The 23,832-nt window shown below is 27.6% G+C and carries 20 protein-coding genes and 5 tRNA genes; 19 read left to right on the forward strand and 6 right to left on the reverse strand.

Features of this window, described 5'->3' with window-relative positions; genetic code table 4:
• Positions 1–204: 204 nt before the first annotated feature.
• The 3 genes from AC0B4K_RS03485 to AC0B4K_RS03495 all read left to right on the forward strand — a co-directional run bounded on the left by AC0B4K_RS03485 (position 205) and on the right by AC0B4K_RS03495 (position 4,299).
• Positions 205–1,998: a S8 family serine peptidase gene (locus tag AC0B4K_RS03485; RefSeq protein ID WP_465103819.1), complete on the forward strand. Its 1,794-nt coding sequence runs from the start codon at positions 205–207 to the stop codon at positions 1,996–1,998.
• Positions 1,998–2,783 (forward strand): hypothetical protein, encoded by a 786-nt coding sequence (locus AC0B4K_RS03490; protein ID WP_465103820.1) that lies wholly within the window; start codon positions 1,998–2,000, stop codon positions 2,781–2,783. Before AC0B4K_RS03485 ends, AC0B4K_RS03490 begins: the two co-directional genes overlap by 1 nt.
• Before the next feature lie 334 nt (positions 2,784–3,117).
• The gene (locus AC0B4K_RS03495; RefSeq protein ID WP_465103758.1) at positions 3,118–4,299 is read left to right on the forward strand and encodes an IS3 family transposase; all 1,182 of its coding nucleotides are present in this window, start codon (positions 3,118–3,120) and stop codon (positions 4,297–4,299) included.
• A gap of 132 nt (positions 4,300–4,431) precedes the next feature.
• Here AC0B4K_RS03495 and AC0B4K_RS03500 read toward each other — a convergent pair whose 3' ends face one another.
• From AC0B4K_RS03500 to AC0B4K_RS03515, 4 genes are all read right to left on the reverse strand, one after another.
• A complete protein-coding gene (locus tag AC0B4K_RS03500; protein ID WP_465103821.1) occupies positions 4,432–5,259 on the reverse strand; it encodes a deoxyribonuclease IV in 828 nt (275 codons plus the stop codon).
• Positions 5,252–6,265 carry a LacI family DNA-binding transcriptional regulator gene (locus AC0B4K_RS03505; RefSeq protein WP_465103822.1) on the reverse strand — a complete coding sequence of 338 codons (1,014 nt, stop codon included), beginning with the start codon at positions 6,263–6,265 and terminating at the stop codon, positions 5,252–5,254. Before AC0B4K_RS03505 ends, AC0B4K_RS03500 begins: the two co-directional genes overlap by 8 nt.
• Positions 6,266–6,659: 394 nt before the next feature.
• The gene (locus tag AC0B4K_RS03510; protein ID WP_465103823.1) at positions 6,660–6,791 is read right to left on the reverse strand and encodes a hypothetical protein; all 132 of its coding nucleotides are present in this window, start codon (positions 6,789–6,791) and stop codon (positions 6,660–6,662) included.
• A gap of 9 nt (positions 6,792–6,800) precedes the next feature.
• The gene (locus AC0B4K_RS03515) at positions 6,801–7,844 is read right to left on the reverse strand and encodes an IS30 family transposase (RefSeq protein ID WP_465103824.1); all 1,044 of its coding nucleotides are present in this window, start codon (positions 7,842–7,844) and stop codon (positions 6,801–6,803) included.
• A gap of 275 nt (positions 7,845–8,119) precedes the next feature.
• Here AC0B4K_RS03515 and AC0B4K_RS03520 point away from each other — a divergent pair, with 275 nt between their 5' ends.
• Positions 8,120–9,475: an APC family permease gene (locus AC0B4K_RS03520; RefSeq protein ID WP_465103825.1), complete on the forward strand. Its 1,356-nt coding sequence runs from the start codon at positions 8,120–8,122 to the stop codon at positions 9,473–9,475.
• Positions 9,476–9,512: 37 nt separating this feature from the next.
• On the opposite strand, the gene AC0B4K_RS03525 is transcribed toward AC0B4K_RS03520, so the two are convergent.
• Entirely contained in the window at positions 9,513–10,250 is a 738-nt protein-coding gene (locus AC0B4K_RS03525; protein WP_465103826.1) for an MAGa3780 family membrane protein, read from the reverse strand.
• 98 nt (positions 10,251–10,348) lie between these two features.
• On the opposite strand from AC0B4K_RS03525, the gene lepA reads away from it, so the two are divergent.
• The 12 genes from lepA (at position 10,349) to AC0B4K_RS03585 (ending at position 20,137) form a co-directional block, all read left to right on the forward strand.
• Positions 10,349–12,157, forward strand: coding sequence for a translation elongation factor 4 (gene lepA / locus AC0B4K_RS03530; RefSeq protein WP_465103827.1), 1,809 nt, complete (start codon positions 10,349–10,351; stop codon positions 12,155–12,157).
• Between the two features lie 7 nt (positions 12,158–12,164).
• Positions 12,165–14,072 carry a M13 family metallopeptidase gene (locus AC0B4K_RS03535; protein WP_465103828.1) on the forward strand — a complete coding sequence of 636 codons (1,908 nt, stop codon included), beginning with the start codon at positions 12,165–12,167 and terminating at the stop codon, positions 14,070–14,072.
• 170 nt (positions 14,073–14,242) lie between these two features.
• Positions 14,243–14,953 (forward strand): hypothetical protein, encoded by a 711-nt coding sequence (locus AC0B4K_RS03540; RefSeq protein ID WP_465103829.1) that lies wholly within the window; start codon positions 14,243–14,245, stop codon positions 14,951–14,953.
• Between the two features lie 91 nt (positions 14,954–15,044).
• The gene (locus AC0B4K_RS03545; RefSeq protein ID WP_465103830.1) at positions 15,045–15,875 is read left to right on the forward strand and encodes a hypothetical protein; all 831 of its coding nucleotides are present in this window, start codon (positions 15,045–15,047) and stop codon (positions 15,873–15,875) included.
• A gap of 239 nt (positions 15,876–16,114) precedes the next feature.
• Entirely contained in the window at positions 16,115–16,837 is a 723-nt protein-coding gene (locus AC0B4K_RS03550; RefSeq protein ID WP_465103831.1) for a hypothetical protein, read from the forward strand.
• Complete coding sequence (locus AC0B4K_RS03555) at positions 16,824–19,076, forward strand: ATP-binding cassette domain-containing protein (protein WP_465103832.1); 2,253 nt, start codon at positions 16,824–16,826, stop codon at positions 19,074–19,076. The genes AC0B4K_RS03550 and AC0B4K_RS03555 overlap by 14 nt, the downstream gene beginning before the upstream one ends.
• Before the next feature lie 72 nt (positions 19,077–19,148).
• On the forward strand, positions 19,149–19,547 hold the full coding sequence (gene lepB, locus AC0B4K_RS03560) for a signal peptidase I (RefSeq protein ID WP_465103833.1): 399 nt from the start codon (positions 19,149–19,151) through the stop codon (positions 19,545–19,547).
• 169 nt (positions 19,548–19,716) lie between these two features.
• Positions 19,717–19,791, forward strand: a tRNA-Asn gene (locus AC0B4K_RS03565).
• Positions 19,792–19,797: 6 nt separating this feature from the next.
• Positions 19,798–19,873, forward strand: a tRNA-Glu gene (locus AC0B4K_RS03570).
• A 5-nt stretch (positions 19,874–19,878) separates the two neighbouring features.
• Positions 19,879–19,954 (forward strand) — tRNA-Val (locus tag AC0B4K_RS03575).
• 1 nt (position 19,955) lies between these two features.
• Positions 19,956–20,031, forward strand: a tRNA-Thr gene (locus AC0B4K_RS03580).
• A gap of 21 nt (positions 20,032–20,052) precedes the next feature.
• Positions 20,053–20,137: transfer RNA gene (locus AC0B4K_RS03585), tRNA-Leu, on the forward strand.
• A 340-nt stretch (positions 20,138–20,477) separates the two neighbouring features.
• Here AC0B4K_RS03585 and AC0B4K_RS03590 read toward each other — a convergent pair.
• Positions 20,478–21,182 carry a hypothetical protein gene (locus AC0B4K_RS03590; protein WP_465103834.1) on the reverse strand — a complete coding sequence of 235 codons (705 nt, stop codon included), beginning with the start codon at positions 21,180–21,182 and terminating at the stop codon, positions 20,478–20,480.
• A gap of 120 nt (positions 21,183–21,302) precedes the next feature.
• On the opposite strand from AC0B4K_RS03590, the gene AC0B4K_RS03595 reads away from it, so the two are divergent.
• From AC0B4K_RS03595 to AC0B4K_RS03605, 3 genes are all read left to right on the forward strand, one after another.
• The gene (locus AC0B4K_RS03595; protein WP_465103835.1) at positions 21,303–22,151 is read left to right on the forward strand and encodes a PTS glucose transporter subunit IIA; all 849 of its coding nucleotides are present in this window, start codon (positions 21,303–21,305) and stop codon (positions 22,149–22,151) included.
• 96 nt (positions 22,152–22,247) lie between these two features.
• On the forward strand, positions 22,248–22,907 hold the full coding sequence (locus tag AC0B4K_RS03600; RefSeq protein WP_465103836.1) for a hypothetical protein: 660 nt from the start codon (positions 22,248–22,250) through the stop codon (positions 22,905–22,907).
• Positions 22,888–23,760: an MAGa7180 family putative nuclease gene (locus tag AC0B4K_RS03605; RefSeq protein ID WP_465103837.1), complete on the forward strand. Its 873-nt coding sequence runs from the start codon at positions 22,888–22,890 to the stop codon at positions 23,758–23,760. Before AC0B4K_RS03600 ends, AC0B4K_RS03605 begins: the two co-directional genes overlap by 20 nt.
• The last annotated feature ends 72 nt before the right edge of the window (positions 23,761–23,832 follow it).

Genomic DNA, 23,832 nt, shown 5'->3' on the forward strand with positions numbered 1-23,832 from the left:
AGCAAAAGCAAACAACACCAACAAGAAAACACTATCGTGTTCGATTGTTTACACATATATTTTTTTATGCAAAATTTATATTAAAATTGAAAAACAATTATTTTGTTAATATTTTGCAAGTGACTTTTCCAAAAAACAAAATAAAAATTTGTAAACTTATGTTATAATTTTTATGATATTTTTAGAAAATTATGGAGGTGCAAAATGAAAAATATCAAAAATCTTAACACTTTCTTAAAAGTTTCAAGTTTAACAACTGGTTTTTTTGCATTACCACTTGGTTTTAGTTTTACATCACAACAAGAAAGTAAGAAAACAGAATACTTTAAAAATAATAAAGTTGAACATGTAAACGTTGCAAATTTATTAATATCAAATAAATCAGACGAATCAGAAACAAAAAAAATCAATTACGGTGTTAATAGATTTGATGTTTTTGGTTCGTTTTCAATTGATTATATCAAATCATTAAAAACTCATTTAGAAACTAAATTAGGCAAACAGATTCAAATGAAGTTTGAAGAACATGTAGGAGTTATATCAATCGCACATATCCGTGGAATTGACTATAAGTATTTATTAAATTTAATAGATAAATTTTTTGAGGATACTCAAAAAGAATATAGAAAAATTTATAATTTTACAACTGGGGTATACTATGATGAATTTGTCAAGAACAAATTAGCAAATCCAATAGTACAAAATAAATCATTTCCTGATAATAGATATAACCATAGCGATTTTGAATTAAATATGTTGAATAATTATTATTTTTCATATGTTGGATTGGATAAAGAAACAAGATCTAATCACCTTAGAAATTTTATTAATTCAAAATTAAATATAGGTGTTTTGGAATACGGGGTAGTCGAAACTCATTCAAAAGCTTTCGAGTGAAACAGAAAACACGGTAATGGGTTATGGTGAAGAAATGAATTGTTCTACTGAGAGGATTGATCAAGACATGCAACACAAGTTGCAGAATTAATTGCTGGAAAAATGGGAATCAATCCCTCTCTAGGTATTGTCTCAGTTGAATTAGCCTTTAATTGAAATGGTATATCTGGTGAAATGAATTACTTACTAAAGCACACAAATATTGTGAATAATAGTTGAGGTTTACCTGGTTATAATGATAACATAATTTCTAAAGATCTATTGACATATAATTGGGCATCAAAATATTTAGATGATTTAATTTACAATAATCCTGAATTAATCAATATTGTTGCAGCGGGTAATAGATTTAATGATGGAAAAAATGATCTTTTCGAAATTTCACTATCTAAAAATAGCATTATAGTTGGTTCAACTGACTCTTCAAATCTAGAAAAAAAAGCATTTTATAGTCAAATTGGGAATGACCTAAATCATCTTTCTGTTGTAACACCAGGTGGTTATTATTGATTTACTGATAAAACTCAAGTTCGAGAAAATGGTCAGCTTGTCGAAAAAGAAAACTATGCACGAGGAACAAGTTTTTCAGCGCCAGTAGTTACCGCAATAGCTGGAATGCTGAAACAAAAATACAGATCTTATTTTGATCAAGGTTCAGACTCGATTATCTTTAAATCTGCTTTAATAACTGGTTCAAGAAAGCCAAAAGATGTAAAGGAAATTTATACTAATGAAACCGGCTTTGGCATTCCTGATTACAAGAAAATTGAAAAAGCATTACAATCACTTATTTTATTAAAATCTACGGATAAAAGTAAAAATTCATTTAATAACTCAAGATCAGTTTATCTTAATAAAGGCGAGAAAATTAGGTCATCATTAGCATTTTTATATAATGGTACTTTAGATAAAACTGATATAGATTTTTATGTGAAGAATTCCTCAGGATCGGTTATTGCATCATCTATGTCTTCCAATAAAAATGTTGAAGTTTTAGAATTTACTGTTCCAGAATCAGGCTGGTATACCTTTGAAGCTAAAAGATTTTCAAATAATACAAATCAAATTGAAGTTGCAATTACCTACGTAAAAGAAAACTAATGAAAAAAACATTGAAAAAAATTATTAAATATTCAAGTATATTTTTAGCAAGTACTTTAGTAATAGTTCCTGTAAGTTTATATACATGATATAGAGTTGAATATAATCAATTCATATCACATTCTAATATTAATTCAAACACTTATTGAAATAAAGATCGTTCGCTTTTTACTCTAGAAGGATTATTGCCACAATTATTTTCAAAAGATAATGATAGATATGCAAACAGTAACCAAAATATCTTGTATTCTCATTGGGAATATGGTAATACACCTGAACGTCTTAGCGAAAATGTTGATCAAAGTGATGACAATTGAGTTTATGCGAAGAAAAACATCCAAAATACCACATATTTATTTAAAAACAAAAACCAATTTATAAATTTATTTTTAAAGATAAATCCTAATTATTATAAAGATGCAAATTTTATAAATAAAGAATTTAATGAGTTACTTGATACTGTAGATTTTAGTCAAAAAGATATTATTTTATTAAATAATTATATTACAACAAGTATGCCAGGTGCGGGAGATCGCCGCAAACTTGGTTGAGATATAAAAAATTATAATTATAATGATTCAACTAAAACATTAAAACTAAATTGAGATAAAAATTATCAGCAAAATCATAAGTATACATGAATAGGATATAACAATATTTGAGTTTCTGATAAAGCTCTGGGGTCTAATTATTGATACCGTAGTTTCTTTATCATTGTAGATAAAACTAGTTTAAATGATTATAAAGATTTAAAAATTGAAATGGAATATGAGTGGTTAAAATAATTATTAAAGCAGAATTTGCAGTGAAATTCTGCTTTTTATTTAGTTGATAATGGACATTTTTATGCAATTTATTATAATTAAAAAAATATAAAGGAGTTAATTTGCATACAAATCTATTACATCTGCTTTGTATTATTAGTTTTACACCAAAAAGCAAATGGAAAAATATTTTAGATAGTAAAGCCATACAGAAACCTTAAAATTTCTGTGTGGCTTATTAGACAGGGAAAAAATATTCGGATTTTAAAGCCGGACAGAAAAGTTAACATGTAAATGTTAGCTTTTCTGTTACCATTCGTTGGTACCAACGAAAAAATTTTTTGAAAGGAAAATTATGTCAAGACATTTAAAGAAAGAAGAATTTGCAAAAATATATGAAGAATATCAAAAGTCAGGTTTCCCAGGTGCTTTTCGGGCTATTTACCAAATATCACCAGGAACAAAAAACTTACAAAGAAATAGTGTAAAAGTTAGAATTAATAAAATAATTAAGTATTATAATTTAGGTATGGAAGACTTATTGCAAACAAAGAAAGGCGAAAACCGCAAAAAAGGAAGTGGCAGTCCTAAGAAGAAAAGAGAACCAAATTGAGATATTTTTGATCGTGATGATTTGTTACAAATAGCTAAAAGATATTATGAAATTACCAATGAATTACCCAAAAGTAAGAAAGTTATTGAATTAAAAAGTTTTAGCATAAGTTACGTGAAGCTTTCAGAAGTTTTTGGCATTTCTAGGCAAACAATTTCTAAAACTCATAAGATTAAAATTTCACAAAAACTCCCTAAACATAGTGATGTAATTGAAAAATCGTTCATAGAAACAAAGTCAAGATATGGAAGGCTAAAGCTAAGTGTTTACATATCTCAAAAATACAAAATAGATATAAACGAACGTTCTTTAGGGAGATATATGAACCTTTTAGGCCTAAAATGTAAGCTTAGACAAAAATCAAAACGAAAAGAAATTAAAAATGTATCTTCACAAATTGATAACTTAGTAAATCGTGATTATAACGATCAAAACAATCGAAATATTTATGCAACTGATGTTTCATATATAAAAGCACCAAAAGACGTGTTAGAATCACACGTTTATTTGTCTGCAATTTTATCTCATAAAACTAAACAAATTGTTGGTTTTAAATTATCAAGAAGTAATAATCTAGAACTAGTTTTAGACAATTTAAATTCATTAAAACAATACAAACCCAAAAATTTTATCATTCACTCAGATCATGGCTTTCAATATACACATCATCAATATATTAAAGAAGTTCAAAATATTGGTGGCGTTATTTCGTTATCAAGAGTGGGAAACTCACTTGATAATCGAGAAATTGAATATTGGTTTGGGATCATTAAAACCGAATTATTAAATGATTTAGATTATTCCAAAATAACATTCAATGAACTTAATGATATGATACAAGAATATGTAGTTTGGTATAATAACGATCGAATTCAATCAAACTTAAACTGAAAAACGCCAAAGCAATTTGCAATGGCATTATAAGTTACTAAAATGTTAAATTTTGCTGTCCATGTTTATTTTGTCCGAATATTTTTTCCCTGTCTAAATTTGTCCTGAAAATTAATTATAATTTATAAAAAAAAATACCAAGAAGTAATTCTTGGTATTTTCAATTTATTTATCTAAAAGCATTGATATTTCTTCTTTATAAATTGGTTTATTATTTAAATATGGAGTTTCTAAAATAATCGGAATATTATCAAAGTCTGGATCATGTACAAATTCTTGTAATGTTTTAAGGCCAATAGTTCCTAATCCAATATTAGCATGACGATCTTTATGACTGGCTAATTGATTTTTAGAATCATTTAAATGAATAACTTTAACGTGTTTTAATAAATCATATTTAAATAATTCTTGCTTAAATTCTTGGTAATTTTGCAAATCGTAACCAGCATCCCATAAATGACAAGTATCAAGACAAACCTGGACTCTTGGATCATTAGTTCAATCTAATAAATATCTAATTTGTTCAAAATTAATTCCAATTTCTGTTCCTTTTCCACTCATTGTTTCAATGCAAATTACAACGTCCTTAGTTTGACTAATAATATATTTTAAACTATCTACTAATTGTTCTAATGCTTCTTGTACTTCATAAGTAGTATAAGCGCCAGGGTGCAAAACCAAATATTTTAAACCTAAATAATTCATCCTTTCAATTTCTTTAATTAAAAAATCATTTGAAAAAGTAGCTTTTGATGGATTAGCTGGATTAATAATATATGGAGCATGTACAATAATGTCTTCTTGTGAAATTTTATCTTTATAATTCGCAAGATATTCTTCAAGTTTATAATTTTCTTTTGGTACCCTAATAGTTGTTTGTGGAGCCCCTAAATAAATCATCATGGTATTTGCACCATTATCAAGTGATTCTTGAACTGCAGCTGGTAAATAACCTGGTTTTTTAAATGAAATATGTGAACCTAATTTAATCATATTTACTCCTATTTTTTTCATCTTCAATAATCAAGGTATCTACTAAGACACCTTCTTGTTGTTGTGTTTCTAAATAATCATGTATCATTCGGATAATCATCATCCCGATCTTTGGATAATCAACAAAGATTTTTGCTTTGTAATTTTTCACTACATCAAAGATTGATTGATAACCTATATCTGTCATTTTAAATTCTTTATTACCTAAAGTATTCATAATTGACACATAGACCTCATGTGTTGAACAAACAATATTTTTAATTCCGGCAAATTTTAACTTTTTATTAAGATTTTGAATATTGATTCAATTTTTCTTTGTTTCTAAATAATAAATTGAACAATTTAAATCATTTTTTTGGCAAGCAGCATTAAAGCCATTTTTAATTTCATTTTTTTCTGTATCAGAAAGTTTTTCATCTAAGATAAGGGCTAGTTGCTGGTTACGGTTATGTTTGAAAACTTCAACACTATTATAAAAACTTGTTTCAAAATCAGTTTTAATTCAGTTTAACTCGTCAATATTATGTCCATAGATTACAATTGCGGTTTCTTTAGAAATATTTTTCAAATAATCAAAAACTCTTTTATGGTAATCAGGAATTAATGCAACAATTGCTAAAGGCTTTCAACTAAGGGCATATTTAATCGTTGCAATATAATCATTAGAAGCTGTTTCGCTATAAGTAGTTACTACATGTCAATCATTCTTAGCACTTTCTAGTACAAGACCGCTTGTAATTAAATTAAACTTATTTTGAATGGCATTTGGCATTATTACAAAGATTGTTCGACTTTTACCCCTTACAATGCTAGCCCCATAATTGGGGATATAACCATATTTATTAATAATGCTTTGAATTTTATTAGTAGTTTTATCAGAAATATAGCCATTATTAAAAAATCTACTAACCGTTGATATTGAAACGCCAGCTAATTTTGAAATTCCTTTATAACTAATTTTCTTTGTTTTGCCATCTTGTTCAATGTTACCTTTGATGTTTTTCATATTGAAATATTATAAGAAAATAACCAAAAAATAAAACAATTAAAATTAAAAAAATCCCTCTAATTTAAATTAGAGGGAAAGATATTATTATGGGAAAGGAGCATTTATTATAGCTCAAGAAGTATATTACTGAAATATACACTCTTACCTAGGTAAGCATTAAAATAATTATAATATAAATTATAAAATTCCAAAATGTTTTTTTTATGTTTTTTGGAAAAGTCACTTGCGAGATATTAACAAAATAATTGCGTTTTAATTTTAACATAAATTTTACATAAAAAATGTATGCGAAAACAGAAAACACGGCAGTGTTTTCTCGTCGGTTTTGCTTACTTTTGCCAAAAGTAAGGCCCCTTTGATTGCAATCAAAGGCGGGGGATTAAAAAAGTTTTTAGGTTATCTTATATTGCCTTACAACTTGCCGATAGTTATTTATTTTATCCATCATATAATCAATTTCTTGCTGAGAGTATTTATCTAGACTTTTTCCTTTGGGAATGTAATACCTAATTAAGCGGTGCATATTTTCTATTTAACCTTTTTGTCATGAACTATATGGTTGGCATTTAAATAATCTTTCAGTTGGAATTACCTGGTGCAATAAGACATTTTCACTACCATTATCAACAGTTAAAGTTTTAATGTCTAAGTTATGTTTCTTGATTAGTTTGACAAGAGTTTGTTTGATAGCTTTGGAGTTGTGTTTTGATAGCATAGCATAAGACATTCTGGTTTGCCGTTCAATTATGGTCACAATACAATATGTATCATTGATTTTACCAATAACGGTGTCTAATTCAAAATGGCCATGTTCCAAGCGATCATTAATATAAGCTGGACGTTTCGAAATTTCTGTAGCATATTTTAATGTTTTAGGTTTGGTTTGTTTTTTCTTCCTTATGCCATATTTGCCTTCAGATTTTTTAACAATATGGTCAAAATCAAGGAAATAAGGGTATTTTTTGATTATTTTATAAATTGTACTAGGTGAGGGAGCAAATTCATCAGGGGATAATTTTTTAAAAGAATTCACAAGATAGGTAACTGATTTCTTAACTTCTTTTTGCTGCAAATTCTTTTTATTTCTATTTTTATTGTATGTGTTAAGCTCACTATATCAATATTTTCTGTAGGCCTTTCATTTCTCTTTAATTGCATCACTTACAAAAAAGAGCCGTGAAAATGAATAACCTAATAAATGTTCGTATAGCTTGGTAAAATTAAGGGTTTTAACCCGCATTACTTTTTTTGAACACTTAGGACAAACATAGCGATTTTGTTTATCTAAACTAAGTTGTCTGCGATTTGTAATAATTTCGATTTTGTTTTTTATACTTCGAATGTCTCTATTAAAAATTTTGGCTACTTCTTGGATTGAGAAACCTTCAGAAAGTTCTTGTAAAATATTATAAAGTTGTTCTAGATCGATTTGATCTGATAGTAATTTTCGTTGTGTCCCAAGAGCTCCTTGCATTTTCAAGATAGTGTTATGATTCTCTTCGATTTTAAAATGTTGATATTTATTTTCTTTTCGGTATTTGTCAAAAACACAAATATATTTTTCTAAATTTTTCATATAATTTTAAGGTCTCCTTTATTTTTTGAAAAATTATTAATACAACTATTTTATTACAAGGCAGACAAAAACAATGTCACATGCAAAAAACTTGCATGTGACTTTTCCAATTAATACTTAAATTTTATAACCTAATTTCTCTGGATTTATTATTACCCACAAATATTATAAAAAGGGGCATTTTTTAAAAAATTAAATAAATAATGTTTATTTTTTAGTACAAATTTAAAAAATTAATATATAATTAACCAAAGATTTATATATAGGAGGTTTAATTGAGTCAAACAAAGAAAAATTCACTTTCAGAAGTTAATTTTATTTTATATGCTCTTAATTATATTGTTGGATTTGGATTTATTGCTACAATTTCAAGCTTAATAAACCAAGGTGTTTGAGGAATTTTGATTTTTATCTTAACGTCAATCATTATTGTAGCGGTAATCTTTGCCTTTTCACGGGCTGGTGAAAAATACCAAAAGGAAATTGGTGGTTCATATTTATATGCGAAAAAAACCTTTGGCAAACAAATGACTTTTTTCCAAGGTTGAAACCAAGCTAGCCAAATTATCTTATTTGCTGCTACTACACCGTTATTTTTTGCAAGATTATTAGAACAATTTGATCCAAATAATAAAATAGTTTATACAATTATTTCAGTTGTCGTTTATATCTTATTTGTATTACTTGGTACTTTTGGTTATAAACTATCTAAAAATTTTATATTTATTACAGCTATTTTTAAATGAATTACTCTTATTTTAGGATTTGGATTAATTATTTACTTAATTGCACAAAGTAATTCATATGGTTCAACTTTGCGTGAACTTGGACCTTTTAGTTTAAGCGCCTTTGCTGGTGGAGTTTTAAACTTTATTTATGCTTATGGTGGTTTTGAATCACTAGCAACTATATCAAAAGATATCGAAACCAAGCGCTTTAAGAAAATAATGATTTTTATTTTCCTAATTGTCTTTGTCGCATACTTTATCTTTTACTTTATTTTCTTAGGTTTATCAAAAAGTAATTTAGGTTCTGGATTTGGTTTAGATATTGCTTATAAAGTAGTGTGAGGAGCAACTGGTACAACTATCTTTGCAGTTGGTTTATTCTTTAACCGTATTTCTGCTACGATGGGTGGTGTGCAACCAAAAGCAAGAATGATTGCAGCTTTAGCTAATGATGGATATTTCCCGAGTGCATGAGCAAAAACCAATAAACATAATGAATATCAAAATGCCATTATTGTTTATGCAATAGTAGGAACTCTATCATCTGTTATTTTTAGCATTATTCCAACACTTGCAGGTGTTAATAATACATTTGGCAAAATCTTAAATGCTGCAAATATTTCATACTTAATTCAATATTTATTAACTATTTTCACCGTGTGATTATGATCATTAAAAAAACAAGAAAAAATTCCAGTTTGAGAACAAATTATTTACATTATTGGAATGATTGCTATTTTATTTACATTAGTTGGATCACAAATATCGTTTATTATTGAAAATAAAACTTCATTTGAAAACTTCTTGCCGCTAATCTCGTACGTAGCCACAATGATCTTTGGATATTTAGTTTGATTTATCTCGCATAAATATAATAAAAAATATGCAAAAGTAATTAAATAACAAAAACCCTCCTATTGGAGGGTTTTATGATAGATCTTTATTTAGGTTCTTTTCTCAGTTGTAATTTAATTCCATATATTGCCATTCAAAAGAAAGCAAAGACAATTGGAATTAAAATACCCATCACAAAGATTAAAAGATCTAAAAGAATAATTAATCATAATTTAGTTGTTGATATAAAGAATGGACGATAAAAATGCATAAATGAGTAAATAATTGCCCCATTTTTAAATTCATACTGAGCACCTGTTACCAAATATACTACTAGTGCGAATATAAAGTATACAAATACAATACTTGATGAAATTAATAAAACAGGTTTATTAATTTTAACTTCTTTACGAGCTCAAAATAGCACGATAAATCCCATTAAGGGATTAACTCCATGAGTAATTACACTTGTAAAATTATTTAGTGAAAAATTTCAAACTTGCACTCATGAAATTAAGGCTCAATAAACAGCAAAAGTAATACTAATGCAAATCACCGAAACAAAGAATAGGTTTTTAACTATTTTACATGTTGGTTTCAGTCCGATTCAAATAATCATAACCCCTAAAAATAGGTTTGATAAATTTGTAAAATATAATAAATGATATCAAGGTCCAAAAACAGTTTTAAACTCTCAATACTTTGGATGAATTGGTATTCCATCAAATGTCGAAACTAATGCATTAAATGCAATTAAGAAAGCCGAAACAAGTAAAACAAAAATACCTAAGGCTAAAATTGCGTTTTGTTTTTTATAGCTAAATACTTGATAGGTTTGTGTCATGTTTATATTATAGACTATAAGATTTAAATTAAAAATAAAAATTACTTTTATCGCATTGTTAATAAAAGCTTATTTTTATAATATAATATAAATTAATTATGGATAAATCGAAAATTAAAAATTTCTCAATCATAGCACATATCGATCATGGAAAAAGCACTTTAGCAGATCGTATTTTAGAATTAACTAAAACAGTTAGTGATCGCAATTTAACAGATCAATTCTTAGATTCAATGGACTTAGAAAAAGAGCGCGGAATTACCATTAAATTAAATGCCGTACAAATTAAGTATAAAGATTATGTTTTTCATTTAATTGATACACCAGGACATGTCGATTTTACTTATGAAGTATCTCGTTCTTTAGCAGCAAGCGAAGGTGCATTATTAATTGTTGATGCAACGCAAGGAATCGAAGCTCAAACTTTGGCAAATGTTTATCTGGCTTTAGAAAATAACTTAGAAATTATTCCAGTAATTAACAAAATTGACTTGCCTAGCGCAAATGTGGATGAAGTAAAACAAGAAATTGAAGATGTAATTGGGATATCAACTGAAAATGCAGTATTAGTTTCAGCTAAAACAGGTTTAGGAGTAGATAATTTGCTTGAAGCAATTGTTAAACATATTCCAAGCCCTGTTTTAGCTAATGATCATAAACCATTAAAAGCTTTGATTTTTGACAGTTATTTTGACCCTTATCGGGGAGTAGTTATGCTTGTAAGAATCTTCGAAGGAACTTTAAAAACTGGTGATAAATTTAAATTTATGTCACGCACTGACCAAGATAATTCATACCATGTAATTGAACTGGGGGTGAGAAACCCTTATGAAACTAAGAAAGATTTTTTAAGTGCAGGTGAAGTAGGGTGAGTATCAGCAGCTATCCGAGATGCAAAGGAAGTTAACGTCGGAGACACAATCACCCATATCGAAAATCCAACAAGCGAGGCATTGCCAGGATATAAAAAAATGAAACCAGTTGTCTTCACTGGGTTTTATCCAGTTGATACCAGGGACTATTCACAACTTAAAGAGAGTCTAGAAAAAATTTCTTTAAGTGATTCATCAATTACTTGAGAACAAGAGACCTCCAAAGCCTTAGGTTTTGGATTTAGAGTTGGATTCTTAGGTTTATTACACATGGAAATTTTACAAGAACGTCTTGACCGTGAATATAAAGTTGGAATCATTGCCACAAGTCCGAGTGTTGAATATAAAGTAACTATGACTAATGGACAAGTTGAAATGATTGCAAACCCAACTTTATTGCCAGATCGAACTTTTATTGATAAAATTGAAGAACCATACGTTGAAGCACATATTTTTATTCCTAATGAATATATCGGGAACGTTATGGAACTATGCCAAAATAAGCGGGGAATTTATAAATCATTAGAAATGATTGATTCGCGCCGCAGCTCAGTTATTTATGAATTACCCCTAGCCGAAACGATCTTTGACTTCTTTGATCGTTTAAAGTCTACAACTAAGGGATATGCTAGCTTTGAATATGAATGAATCGGATACAGAGAAAGCGATTTAGTAAAAGTAGATATTTTACTTAATGGAGATAAAGTTGATGCATTTTCAATGATTACACACCGTGATAATGCATATGAAAATGCAAGGGAGTTATGTCAAAAACTAAAAAATGCAATTCCGCGTCAAAACTTTGAAGTACCAGTCCAAGCTACTATTGGTGGTAAAATTATTGCTAGAGAAACAATTAAAGCTTTTCGCAAAGACGTTACCGCTAAATTATATGGTGGTGATGTCACAAGACGGCAAAAACTACTTAAAAAACAAAAAGAAGGTAAAAAACGAATGAAAAAACTTGGTAGCATTGATGTACCACAAGAAGCCTTCTTGTCAATTTTAAAAACAAATATTGACTCAAAGAAATAGGAGAAATATGAAACCAAATTTAAAAGATAACTTTTTTAAACATATTAACCATGATTGGTTACAAACGACACAAATTCCAGCAGATCGTTCATCAATTGGATCTTTTGTTGAAATGGATATTAAATTAGAAGAATTATTAAAAGGACAAATTAACCAATGGCACCAAGATAATTTCACTTTACCTAAAGATCCAGCAATGCATGAATATCTAAAATTTTATAACATGATTTTAGATACTAAAAAACGTGATGAATTAGGATGAAATCCAGTTAGAAATTATCTATCTAAAATTGAACAATTAACATCATTTCAGGATCTTTTTGATCAAGATCGTGAGTTTTGAATTTCATACCATAACTTACCTTTTGATATAGATATCTTTGAAGATTTCATTGATAACAAAAAACGTATTTTATGATTATCAAACCCTTCAAGAACCATCTTGCCTTCAAAAGAAACATATCAAAACCAAGATGAAGCAAATAAATTAATTCAAGTTTGAAAACAAATGGTTTTCAAACTCTTAGTTAGTTATGGTAAATCAGAGCAAGAAGCAACGACTTTAATTAATCAAGCTGTTGAATTTGATTTATTTTATAAAGATTATTTACTATCTTCAGTTGAACAAGCTAATTTTGTTGCTCTTTATAATTTACAAGAAAGAAGTAAAATCAAGAATTATTCAAAACAATATTATTTATTTAAAATAATTGACGCAATTTTTAAGCAAGAAGTTGCAAGTGCTTCTATTATTAATCTAAAATTCTTTGAAAATTTTGACCAAATTTATAGCACTGAAAACTTTGCTAAATTTAAAGCCCATATGTTTATTTTTAATTTGCTTAGTGTCACAAATGATTTAACAGAAGAAATTAGAACACAAGCATCAACATTCAAAAAAGCGCTATATTCAATTGATAAAACACGAAGTCTTGAAGATTTTGCATATGATAAAACTAATTCATTTTTTGGTATGCCACTAGGTATGTATTATGCCAATACCTTCTTTGGGAAAAAAGCTAAAGATGATGTTGAAAAAATGGTCAACAGCATGATTAATGTATATAAGCAAAGATTATTGGCAAATACTTGACTTTCAAAAACAACTATTCAAAAAGCAATTGTGAAACTAGATGCCATTGAAGTAATGGTTGGATATCCAGAAGTTATCCAACCATACTACAGTCAATTTAAAGTTAAAACTTATCAAGATGGTGGCAATATCTTTGAAAATGTCCAAAATTTTACAAGGTTAATAGCAGAATATAAATTATCATTTTACTTAAAACATGAAGATCGTAGATATTGAAGTATGTCACCTGCAACAATTAATGCTTATTATAGTCCATTAAAAAATCAAATTGTCTTTCCTGCCGCTATTTTAGCATGACCTTTTTACAGCATTGATCGCTGTTCATCAGCGAACTTTGGCGGAATCGGAGCTGTTATTGCCCATGAAATCTCACATGGTTTTGATAATAATGGTTCCCAATTTGATGAAACTGGTGCTTTAAATAATTGATGAACTAAAGAAGATTTACAAGAATTTCAAGAAAGAGCAAAGTCTGCTATTGAATTATTTGATGGTCGGGAAACTCAATATGGTAAAGTTAATGGCAAATTAACAGTTTCAGAAAATATTGCTGACTTAGGCGGATTTAGTTGCGCTTTAGAATCTGCTAAATTAGAACCAGATTTTTCACTAGAAGAATTCTTTGTATCTTGAGCAACTATTTGACGCTCAATTTATAAAGAAGGTGCGGCAAAACGCCAATTAGAAACTGATGTTCACTCACCAACAGAAGTAAGGGCTAACGTTATTTTAGCTAATAGTGATGATTTTAGTAATTATTATAATATTAAGCCCAGCGATGGAATGTACGTTGAACCTTCAAAACGTGTTAAAATTTGATAATAAATTATTAACCACTTATAAAACTCATAAGTGGTTTTTATTGTGAATTTATAAAAAATATCAAATTCTATTTATATATATGATACAATTTTATTAATAAATAAAATTTATAAATATTTCTAAAAATATATTGAGTATCAAGGCATTATTTTTAATAAAAAGGATATTATATGAAATTTAACAAAAAGAAATTATTATTTACATTAGCTCCCGTTATAATCAGTGCTTTGGCAACAGCAGGTATTGTATATGCAAATGCCTCAAAAGTAAAATCATTGAATCGAATATATCTTCCTGGCAGTTTATATAGCCCACTTTCTTTTTTATACCATGGTGATTTTAAAATGTATGATAGCGGAGGCTATGAAGAAATAAACGAAAATATTTGGCTTACCTATCATGATGTATATGGTGATGGAAATACCCGTTCTAAAATAAAAGCCTTTGCTCGTGCAATACTTGATTATTCATACCAGCCTTATAAAACAAATATTTTTAGACAGGATTATGTTGATTGAAACACACAAATACAAAGTTATGTTGAATTTGTAAATGGACAAAAATTTGTACTTAATGGTATTGAACAAACATTAAACAGCAACCTTAGTGGTATAGGTACTCCTAGCTTAGCATTTGGGCTATCCTCAAAACCCTCAATTAATTTTAATTCTACTTTAAATATTTCTGGTAAAACAATATCAGAAACGTTGTGAGCTCAAAATTCACCTGAATTAAACTCAGAATCAAAAAATAGGGCATGAATTTGGTCTCTATGAAGTTTTTCTCAATCATTAAATGCAAGATATAGAGCAAAATCAACTTCGCTTTCGTATCGATCAAAACCTGCTCCAAAACTACTTATAGTAAAAGATAACAAATAAAATAAACATGTTTAATAAACGTAAAAAAATTATTTTAATATGGTTTATTTTTTTAGGACTTTTTTCATCTGCAACATTTTTTGTAAATATTATGTCTCCATTTATAAATGCAAATATTATTAAAAATAGATATATAAAATACCAAAACATTAATTCACAATTCAAAAACCATAATATCAATAATGAGTTAGAATATAATTTAAGCAAAAACATAATTGATACAATATATTCAGATGATCAACAAGATATCTCTTATACTTATGAATCATCTATTTTTTTCAACTACCATGTCGTAATGGATCATAGTTTATATTACAAACTTACCAATAATCAAAAAATGCTTGATATAATTAAAAAGAGGGTAAACCCAATTCCAATTTTCTCAAGTGTACAATTAAATGAATTTGGTCATTATGTTAAATTGTTATTGGCATTTGATCTAGTTAATATCAAAACTATTAATGAATATTTGCAAAATTTTTGGGATAATAATCGCAATATTCTGCATTTAACAACTCCAGATATAACTAATGAAAGAGAAATATACTTTTATAGTGCAAGAATAATAAGAGATATAAATGAAGCATATCAAACCTTTGGTTATAATCTTGGTGATTATTTTAATTTAAAACCAATGGCTGAATATTTGTTAAATAATACTTCTTATAATTATCCTTCAGGTCAAAACCCAGACGAATATAATGTAAGGATAAGTGTTATTGACGGAGCTGAAATAATTAAATTCATTGATATTTTACCAATGAATGATGCTAAAGAATTATTTTTGGCTAAAAAAGAGCAATTATTAAAATGATACCAAGATGTTGAAAATAATTATTTCCCTAAACTAACAAAACCAATTATTTTTGAAACACAACACAAAATTTTAATATACCATATCTTAAAAAATATTTTGATATAGAAGAAACTCAGTATTTAGATCATATAAACAAAAATTGAACAACAAATTTAATTAAAGTTGGTAGCTTTTGAATCTATTACATTAATTTATTAAGGTTAAATTTTGGTGATGATTTTGTTTTTAAAAATCAAGAATTTAATACCAAAGTAAATGATGATTACTTTAATGATGTAAACCTTGAGATTATCACATATAAAGATACTAAAAATAGCATTCGATATTTAACCCAATTTTACTTAATGTTTAAACATAAACAAGATGCTCAAATTAATATTCAATTACTTAAACAGGCAATTGACCAAACTTATAATGAAATATATTTAAAAGCTAGTAGCACATTTGGAATAAAGGAAATATATGCAACTGAATTATATTGATATCTTATTTTTTATCAAAATTTTGACAATAATATAATTAATCAAAAAAAAGAAGAGATATTATCAATATTACCATCCTTACCCACTTTATATGCTCCTGCAACAAACTGGAATACACTTTTAATTAACCCCGTTTCAGCAATTGATACTTTCAGAGCACACTCATTTTTATTAAACACAGATAATAAAAATGCACCTGTTTCTTATACACACCTTTACCATATCCAAGCACAAAAACAATTAATTTTACAACCTCATACAGAAATACATGAAGCTGTCGAAATATTATTTTTTGACAATTTAAATAATGAAGTTAGTTTAGAACATATTAATGCATTAAATAGCAAAATAACTAATTTAATTACAAATGATAGTAAAATATGGACAAATCCATGAGAAATTTATGGGTTGCATTTATATTTATCTGAAGGATTTGACAAAATAGTTTCTGATATAAAAATAAATAAAGGTCAAATTGTAAGATGAATTAAATTATATTTAGAGCATTACAAACATATCAATATCATTGGCTATTTTTACTCAAAACAAATTTTAAACTTATTGGAGGGTTATGATCAAAATTAATAATTTAACAACTTTAGTTGGTACAAAAGAACAAAGAGCATTACTTAATAAAGCCAGCTTAGAAATTCCTTCAAATAAAATAACTGCTATTATTGGCCCTTCTGGAATTGGTAAAACAACGCTATTGTATAATATTGCCAAAATATTTAAACCAAATAGCGGCACAATCCAATATTATGATGCAAATTTGCAAGAAATCCAAAACCCAAAAATTGATCTAGTATTTCAAGATTGTAATTTATTTGAAAATTTAAATGTTATCGAAAATATACAAGTCGGAAATGGTGTTTTAGGTTTAAAGCTTAGCCCAGAAATTTTAGATAAACAAGCAAAGTTGATAAATATAACTCCAGAAACTTTAAAAAGTGATATTAAACAACTTTCAGGCGGAGAAAAACAACGTGTTGCTCTTTTAAGAGCATTAAACCGCCAATCAGATTTTATCTTACTAGATGAACCAACTGGTAATTTAGATCCGAATAATTCAAAAATTATCTTTGAAACATTAAAAGAATTATCAAATACTAAAACGATAGTAGTAGTTAGTCATAACTATGAATTAGTGAAAGAATATGCAGATAAAATCGTAAAAATTCAAGATGCCAAATTAGTTATTGAAAAAGATGTTGATAATACTTTTAATGTTAATAATGATAGTAATAATTTAAAGCATTTAGAAAAACCTTCTTTTTATAATAAATTTTGAATTGCCTCAAAATTTATTAAAAATGATTTAAAAACAAAAACTTGGCAAGTTATTTTGATTATCGCCACCTTTGTTTTAGCATTATTTTCAACCTTAATTTCATATAACTTAAATATTGGTGCAACCAGGTTTTCACAATCTTTTGTTTCAGGTAATAACTTAGATTTAGCTTCTATTGCACACAAAAACTCTTCAAATTTTAATAATGATGAAATTAACGAATTAAAAAAGGATCAAAATGTAAAATATGTTTTGGGCGCAACTCCTAGTTCTGGAAACTTTGAATTAAAATATAATAATAATTCAGCAATTAGTTTTCAATATTTTGAAGTTAATAGTGATGATTTTTTCGTGCAAAGATTTAAATCTCTTAGCGAAGTAAAAGGTAGATTTATCCAAAGCAAAAATGAAATAGTCATTAATGAAAAATTTGCTAAAAAACTAGGTTTATTAAATCCCTTAAATCAAACTATTTCTTTACAACCATATTTAAATACTAATAATGAAACAATCTCCTTAAGAGATAATTTAAAAAGTATTAATTACCAAGTAAAAATAGTTGGAACTTTTACAACAGCTGAGTACCAAAACCAAGTTGATTTTTGAGTTCACCAAGACCTATTAAAAGATTCGAATTCTAAAATCTTTGATGTTTATGAAAAATATAATAAAGTATTCTCGGATATTTCCAAGCTCGAAGGCCTAGATAGTCACTTTGGTCCTTCGGCAAGTTTTCACCCAAATCAAACACTGAAAGATTTAAATGTTGATTTAATTGAAGGTAAAAAACCATCAAACTATAATGAGATTATTGTTTCCAGTGCTCTTATAAATAGTGCCAAAGCAAACTTTGATTTTCAACTTAATGAAAAAGTTTGAGCCAGGTTTACTCCACAAGGATCAATAACTTTAAAAATTGTTGGTATATATGATTCAGACGAACTTGAATTTAGATACCATAATAATTTAATTGATGCATATTTGAAAAATAATATTTCAACTTTAAATGTCTTTTTCAAAACTGACCTAGGGTCAGATGCTTATAATATTGAATATTTAAAAAATTTATCAAATAAATATTCAATATTATCTGGACCTAGCACAACCATCTTTCAATTATTACAAAATTCTAAATTAACTCAATTAATCACTTTTGGACTCTTTTTAGTTTTTATAATATTGTTTACAAGTTTTTTAATCTCATATTTAAAATCACTATCAGATTCAAAACGAAAAAGCATTGGAATATTAAAAACATTAGGAGCCAAGCCAAAATGAATTATCTTTTATAATTCAATTCATGTCTTGCTTATTTTAGTAATGACACTAGTTATTGGCTTAATAATTGCTTTACCTTTAGCTAATATTGTTATCAATGCAATTACAGGCCTTAATGCATTAGAAGTTAATTTATTAAATAATTTTATTAACTTTAGTAGTTCATGATTATATTTATCAATTGTAGCTCTTATTATCTTTGCCATAATGTCATATTCACAATATAAAAAAGCAACCCATAAATTATTAAGATAAATTATGATCTGAAAGAAACTTAACCTTAAAAACTTTTTTAAATCTTGAGTATTTTGATTATTTTTGATAATTATGCTATTATTAATATCCTTAATAATCTTTTTTCAATTTTATACAATTGTGAAAATAGACGGCGTATCAATGGAGCCAACATTATATAATAACCAAATTTTCTTATCTAAAAGATCAAATCAAATTACTTATAATGATATTGTCATATTTAATTTTAAATCCCAATTATTAATAAAGAGGGTTATTGGCTTACCTGGTGATCAGATCTTAATTAATAATGATGAATTATTTTTAAATGGTAAATTTTTATTAAAATTAAATAATTCGTCATTTCATAATTTAAATATTATAATTAACCAAAATAACTTTTTTGCATTAGGGGATAATTTAGCTAATTCATTAGATAGTCGCCATTTTGGACCTTTTTTAATTTCAGATATTAATTCAATACTTATATAGCCATTTATGCGTAATTTGCATAAATGGCTATTTCTTTTGGATTATTTAAAAGTCTGTTATAATACATGTACAAAAAAGCTCTAAAGAAATTTTTTAATAAAAAATAATAAAAATATTTTTGTTATTTAAAAATTTTGTGCTATAATATTCTAGCAAACAAGCAAAGAGTGCCGATTTAGCTCAGCGGTAGAGCAGCTGGCTGTTAACCAGTTGGTCGTTGGTTCAATCCCAATAATCGGCGCCATTATATGGTCTGTTGGTGAAGCGGTTAACACACATGGTTTTCATCCATGCACGCACGGGTTCGATCCCCGTACAGACTGCCATTTATGGAAGATTAGCTCAGCTGGGAGAGCGTCGCCCTTACAAGGCGAATGTCATGGGTTCGAGTCCCTTATCTTCCACCATGCCGTCTTAGCTCAGTTGGTAGAGCAACTGACTTGTAATCAGTAGGTCGTAGGTTCGAGTCCTATAGACGGCACCAAATTTACATGTTTTATATTTTGCACGAATGGTGAAATTGGCAGACACGCTAGATTTAGGCTCTAGTACTTTCGGGTATGAGGGTTCAAGTCCCTCTTCGTGCACCACTTTTTTAATTTTTATTTTTTATATTTTTATATATCTATATCATTTTGGAAATCATTGTAGTAGAGGAAATTCCAACTTGTAACATTGAATTTGTTTAATCATAGAGCATGTTATTATAATTATTAATCATTTTTTTATCTCGACTAAAGATTAGAATGTTTTAATTTCATGATCTCCTTTAAAGTTTTTTAATTAATTTTTTTGTTTTTATTTTTATTTTTATATCACAACACATAATAATACAAATTCAATAAATAATAATTAAACCAGCATTCATCATTATGCTGGTTTTCATTTTCTTTAAAACATAGTTAAAAACCTGGGGAAGCCCAGGTTTTTCTAATCCCTTGAACGAATTAATAATAAACGTACTACGACGTATAATAAGTGGAAGTAGTTATTTAATAATTCAGTAGTTCAAAAGATGGCATGAAATACTACTTTGTTATTAGCAAATAATTCAGCTTGGCGAATTTGTCTAAAGGCAAAGATACTATTAATTGTAAAGATCGCTCCTTGAATTAATAAAACTCAAAAGTATGCCCGGTAAGCAAAAATCGAAATAACTGCCATGATTAAAAAAGCAACAAATAACATCCCCATTACGATTGATAATTTATGCACTGCAATATCGAAAAATGATAAAACTGCAGCAAGAGCCATTATTAAAACAGGTGCAAGCATAATTAAGACTAATGAACTAGGACTAAAGTTAGCTACTTCTTTAAGTAATAACAAGTGGAATAATCCGCTAAAGAGCATTGCTCAAAATACAATGCTCAAAGCAAGTCTAAGCCAATTCCAAACCTGCGAGCGTTTAGTTGACATAAACCATTGGATCATTGAAATCACAAAGATTCCAAGCGATCCAACAGATGTAAATAAAATTAAATGGTTTCCATTATTATTTACAATGATTTTCATAAAGAATGATAATAGTCCGCTAAAAACTAACATTCCTAATGCAAAGCCAATGAAAATAATACCCCAAAATAAATTTCTGTCTCAAGTGAGACTATTTTTATATTTGTAATTTGTTATCATTATCTTATTATTATACATGATTATTCAAGAATAAGATAATGATAATTTTCTTTTAAAAAACAGTAATAATTTGGTAAAATACTTACATATTTTAAAAGATAATTTTAGAGGAGCATAGCAATGTCAAATCAAAACAATACATGTATTTGCAAACCATTCTTTGGATGTGTTTGCAGCCAAGAAGTTCCTGCCAAAGTAATTCAAATTGTTGAAGCTTTTGGAGGAATTCACAATATTAATGCATTTAGTAATTCAGTTTCAGAATTAAGATATGACTTAAAGGATATTTCACTTGTGCAAAGTGAAACATTAAAAACCTTAGGAGCAAGTAAAGTAACTATTTTTCAAGATACAAAACATGTTCAAGCCGAGTTTGGTAATGTAGTTGAAGAACTTAATTTTGAAGTTAGAAAATATGCACAAAAATTAGCTAGTCAAACAACTAATCATAATAATTTAGTTAATGCAAATAATGAGGTAAAAAACACTCAAAAACAGTCTTTAAATACTTTAAATGTTTTAAGCCCAGTAGATGGACAAATCGTTGCTTTAAACGAGCTTAAAGATGGTATTTTTTCGGAAGGGTTAGTTGGCCAAGGGCTAGCAATTAAATTAAATCAAACTTCTGGTAAAATAGTTCTTAAAGCACCCTTTGATGGCAGCATCAGTAATTTACCAGCAAGCAAAAACCAATTCTTATTTGCTACTAAATGTGGAATTGAAGTTATTATCGTTTTAGGTCAAGATAGTTATAAATTAAATGGAATTGGAATTAATTTATTAGCCGCAGTAAATACTGAACTAAAAGCAGGTCAAGACTTATTTGAATTAAATTTAGATCAATTTAGTAAAGAACAAATTGATACACATATCATCATTTGTGCAACGCGTAGTTCTAACTTACAAACAGTAATTAATAAAGCGCAGCACCAAGTTAAAGTTGGTCAAAACTTATTTGATTTAGTTTAATTAAATATCATAAAAAAGAATTTTAGAGGCTTTGCCTACTAAAAATCTTTTTTATTTCACAACTTTTAAAAAATTTATATATTAAGGAGCATACTAATGAAAAAAAACACACATACAATTATTTTAATCAACGGAAAACGTCGCAGTGGTAAAGGTTTATTAACTAATGCTATTAAAGAACAATGTGCCAAACTTTATGGAGAGCATATTTATATCTTATCTTTTGCTCAACCAATCAAAGATATTACCCAACCTATTTTAAATGAACTTCGTTGGGACGGACAAAACAAAGAAGTGGTGCGCCCACTTTGAATTGCAATGGGCGAAGTAGGTCGTAATATTGATAGTAATATCTGGTGTGGTAAAACATTTGAAAAAATTAAAGATACTGTTAATACTATCAAACCACAACATAAAAATAGTTTATATTTAATTGATGATCTACGTTTTCCTAATGAATTAGATTATTTTATTAAAAACGTTAAATTAATTAATGAAAACTCTGATGATAATCATATCATCAGAGTAGTCTCAATCCGTATTGAGAAATTTATGGATGCTGAGAAATTTGTTACTGGTGTTGATGATAATTCAACTGAAATTAGTTTTGATAAACTAACCTTTGCCTTTGACCATATTGTTCCCCAAGATATTTTAATTGACCGCAATTGAGCTGCTAATTTCCCAGCTGTTGAAGTAGTCGCCAAAACAGTAGTTGAAAACTTTATTAAAAACAATGGAAAACATAAAGCGTAAATATTATAATAATGTTCATTATACTATTGATTGAGATAACTCAGTAATTCATCTTAAAGATGAATTTTATAATGAACTTAAAACTTTTGATAAATGAAAGGGATTCAAGAAGATAGGTGGAAGTTCAGTAGGGGATATTTTAATTAAAGGAAATATCTTTAAAAGTGATTTTAAAGCATATTGCCATATAGCCAGAATTAAAATGCCAGTATTAAGCAAAAAGTATATTAATGCTGGAATAATTTTAGAACCAAAAATCTTTAATATATTGAGAGATAAATATCCTAATTTAGAAATTCAAAACTTTGTTGCAGAGGAAGTAAATTACGATTATTTTGAAGGTATTGATGAAGTAATTAGTGGAGTACCAGATGGTTATATCCCAAGTTTAGAAACAATTTTAGAAATTAAAACAGCAGGCGAAAAGAAATATGATTTATGAGCCAAAGAAGGAATCGAGCCTTCATACCGTAAGCAAGCTCAATTATATGCTTATTTAATGAGCAAAAAATTAAATAAGCAGATTAATAAATATGCAATTGTTGCAGCGTTTTTACAAGAAGATAAAACTAAAAATATTAATGATTATTTAACTCCAGATCTTGTTGATTTATATCAAAGACAAATTAAAGTATATTCATTTAACGTTAACCAAAACGAAGTTTTAGATGACATTAAATATGTTAAAAATTGGTATGCACAATATACTAATCAACAAACCTCACCTAAATTCAATATGTCGATTCATGCTGATGATTTAGAATATTTGGCCTGCTGTAATGAACAAGAATGAAGTAAATTATTAGAAAAATGAAAAGCCCAAGGTAAAGCTGATAGTGATGTAATGCCTTAAACCCTTCAAACCTTTTGTTTGAAGGGTTTTTATATGAAAAAACTAGGTTTAAAACCTAGTTTTTTGTATTTA

The sequence above is a fragment of the Mycoplasma sp. 11548 genome (genome assembly GCF_055523555.1).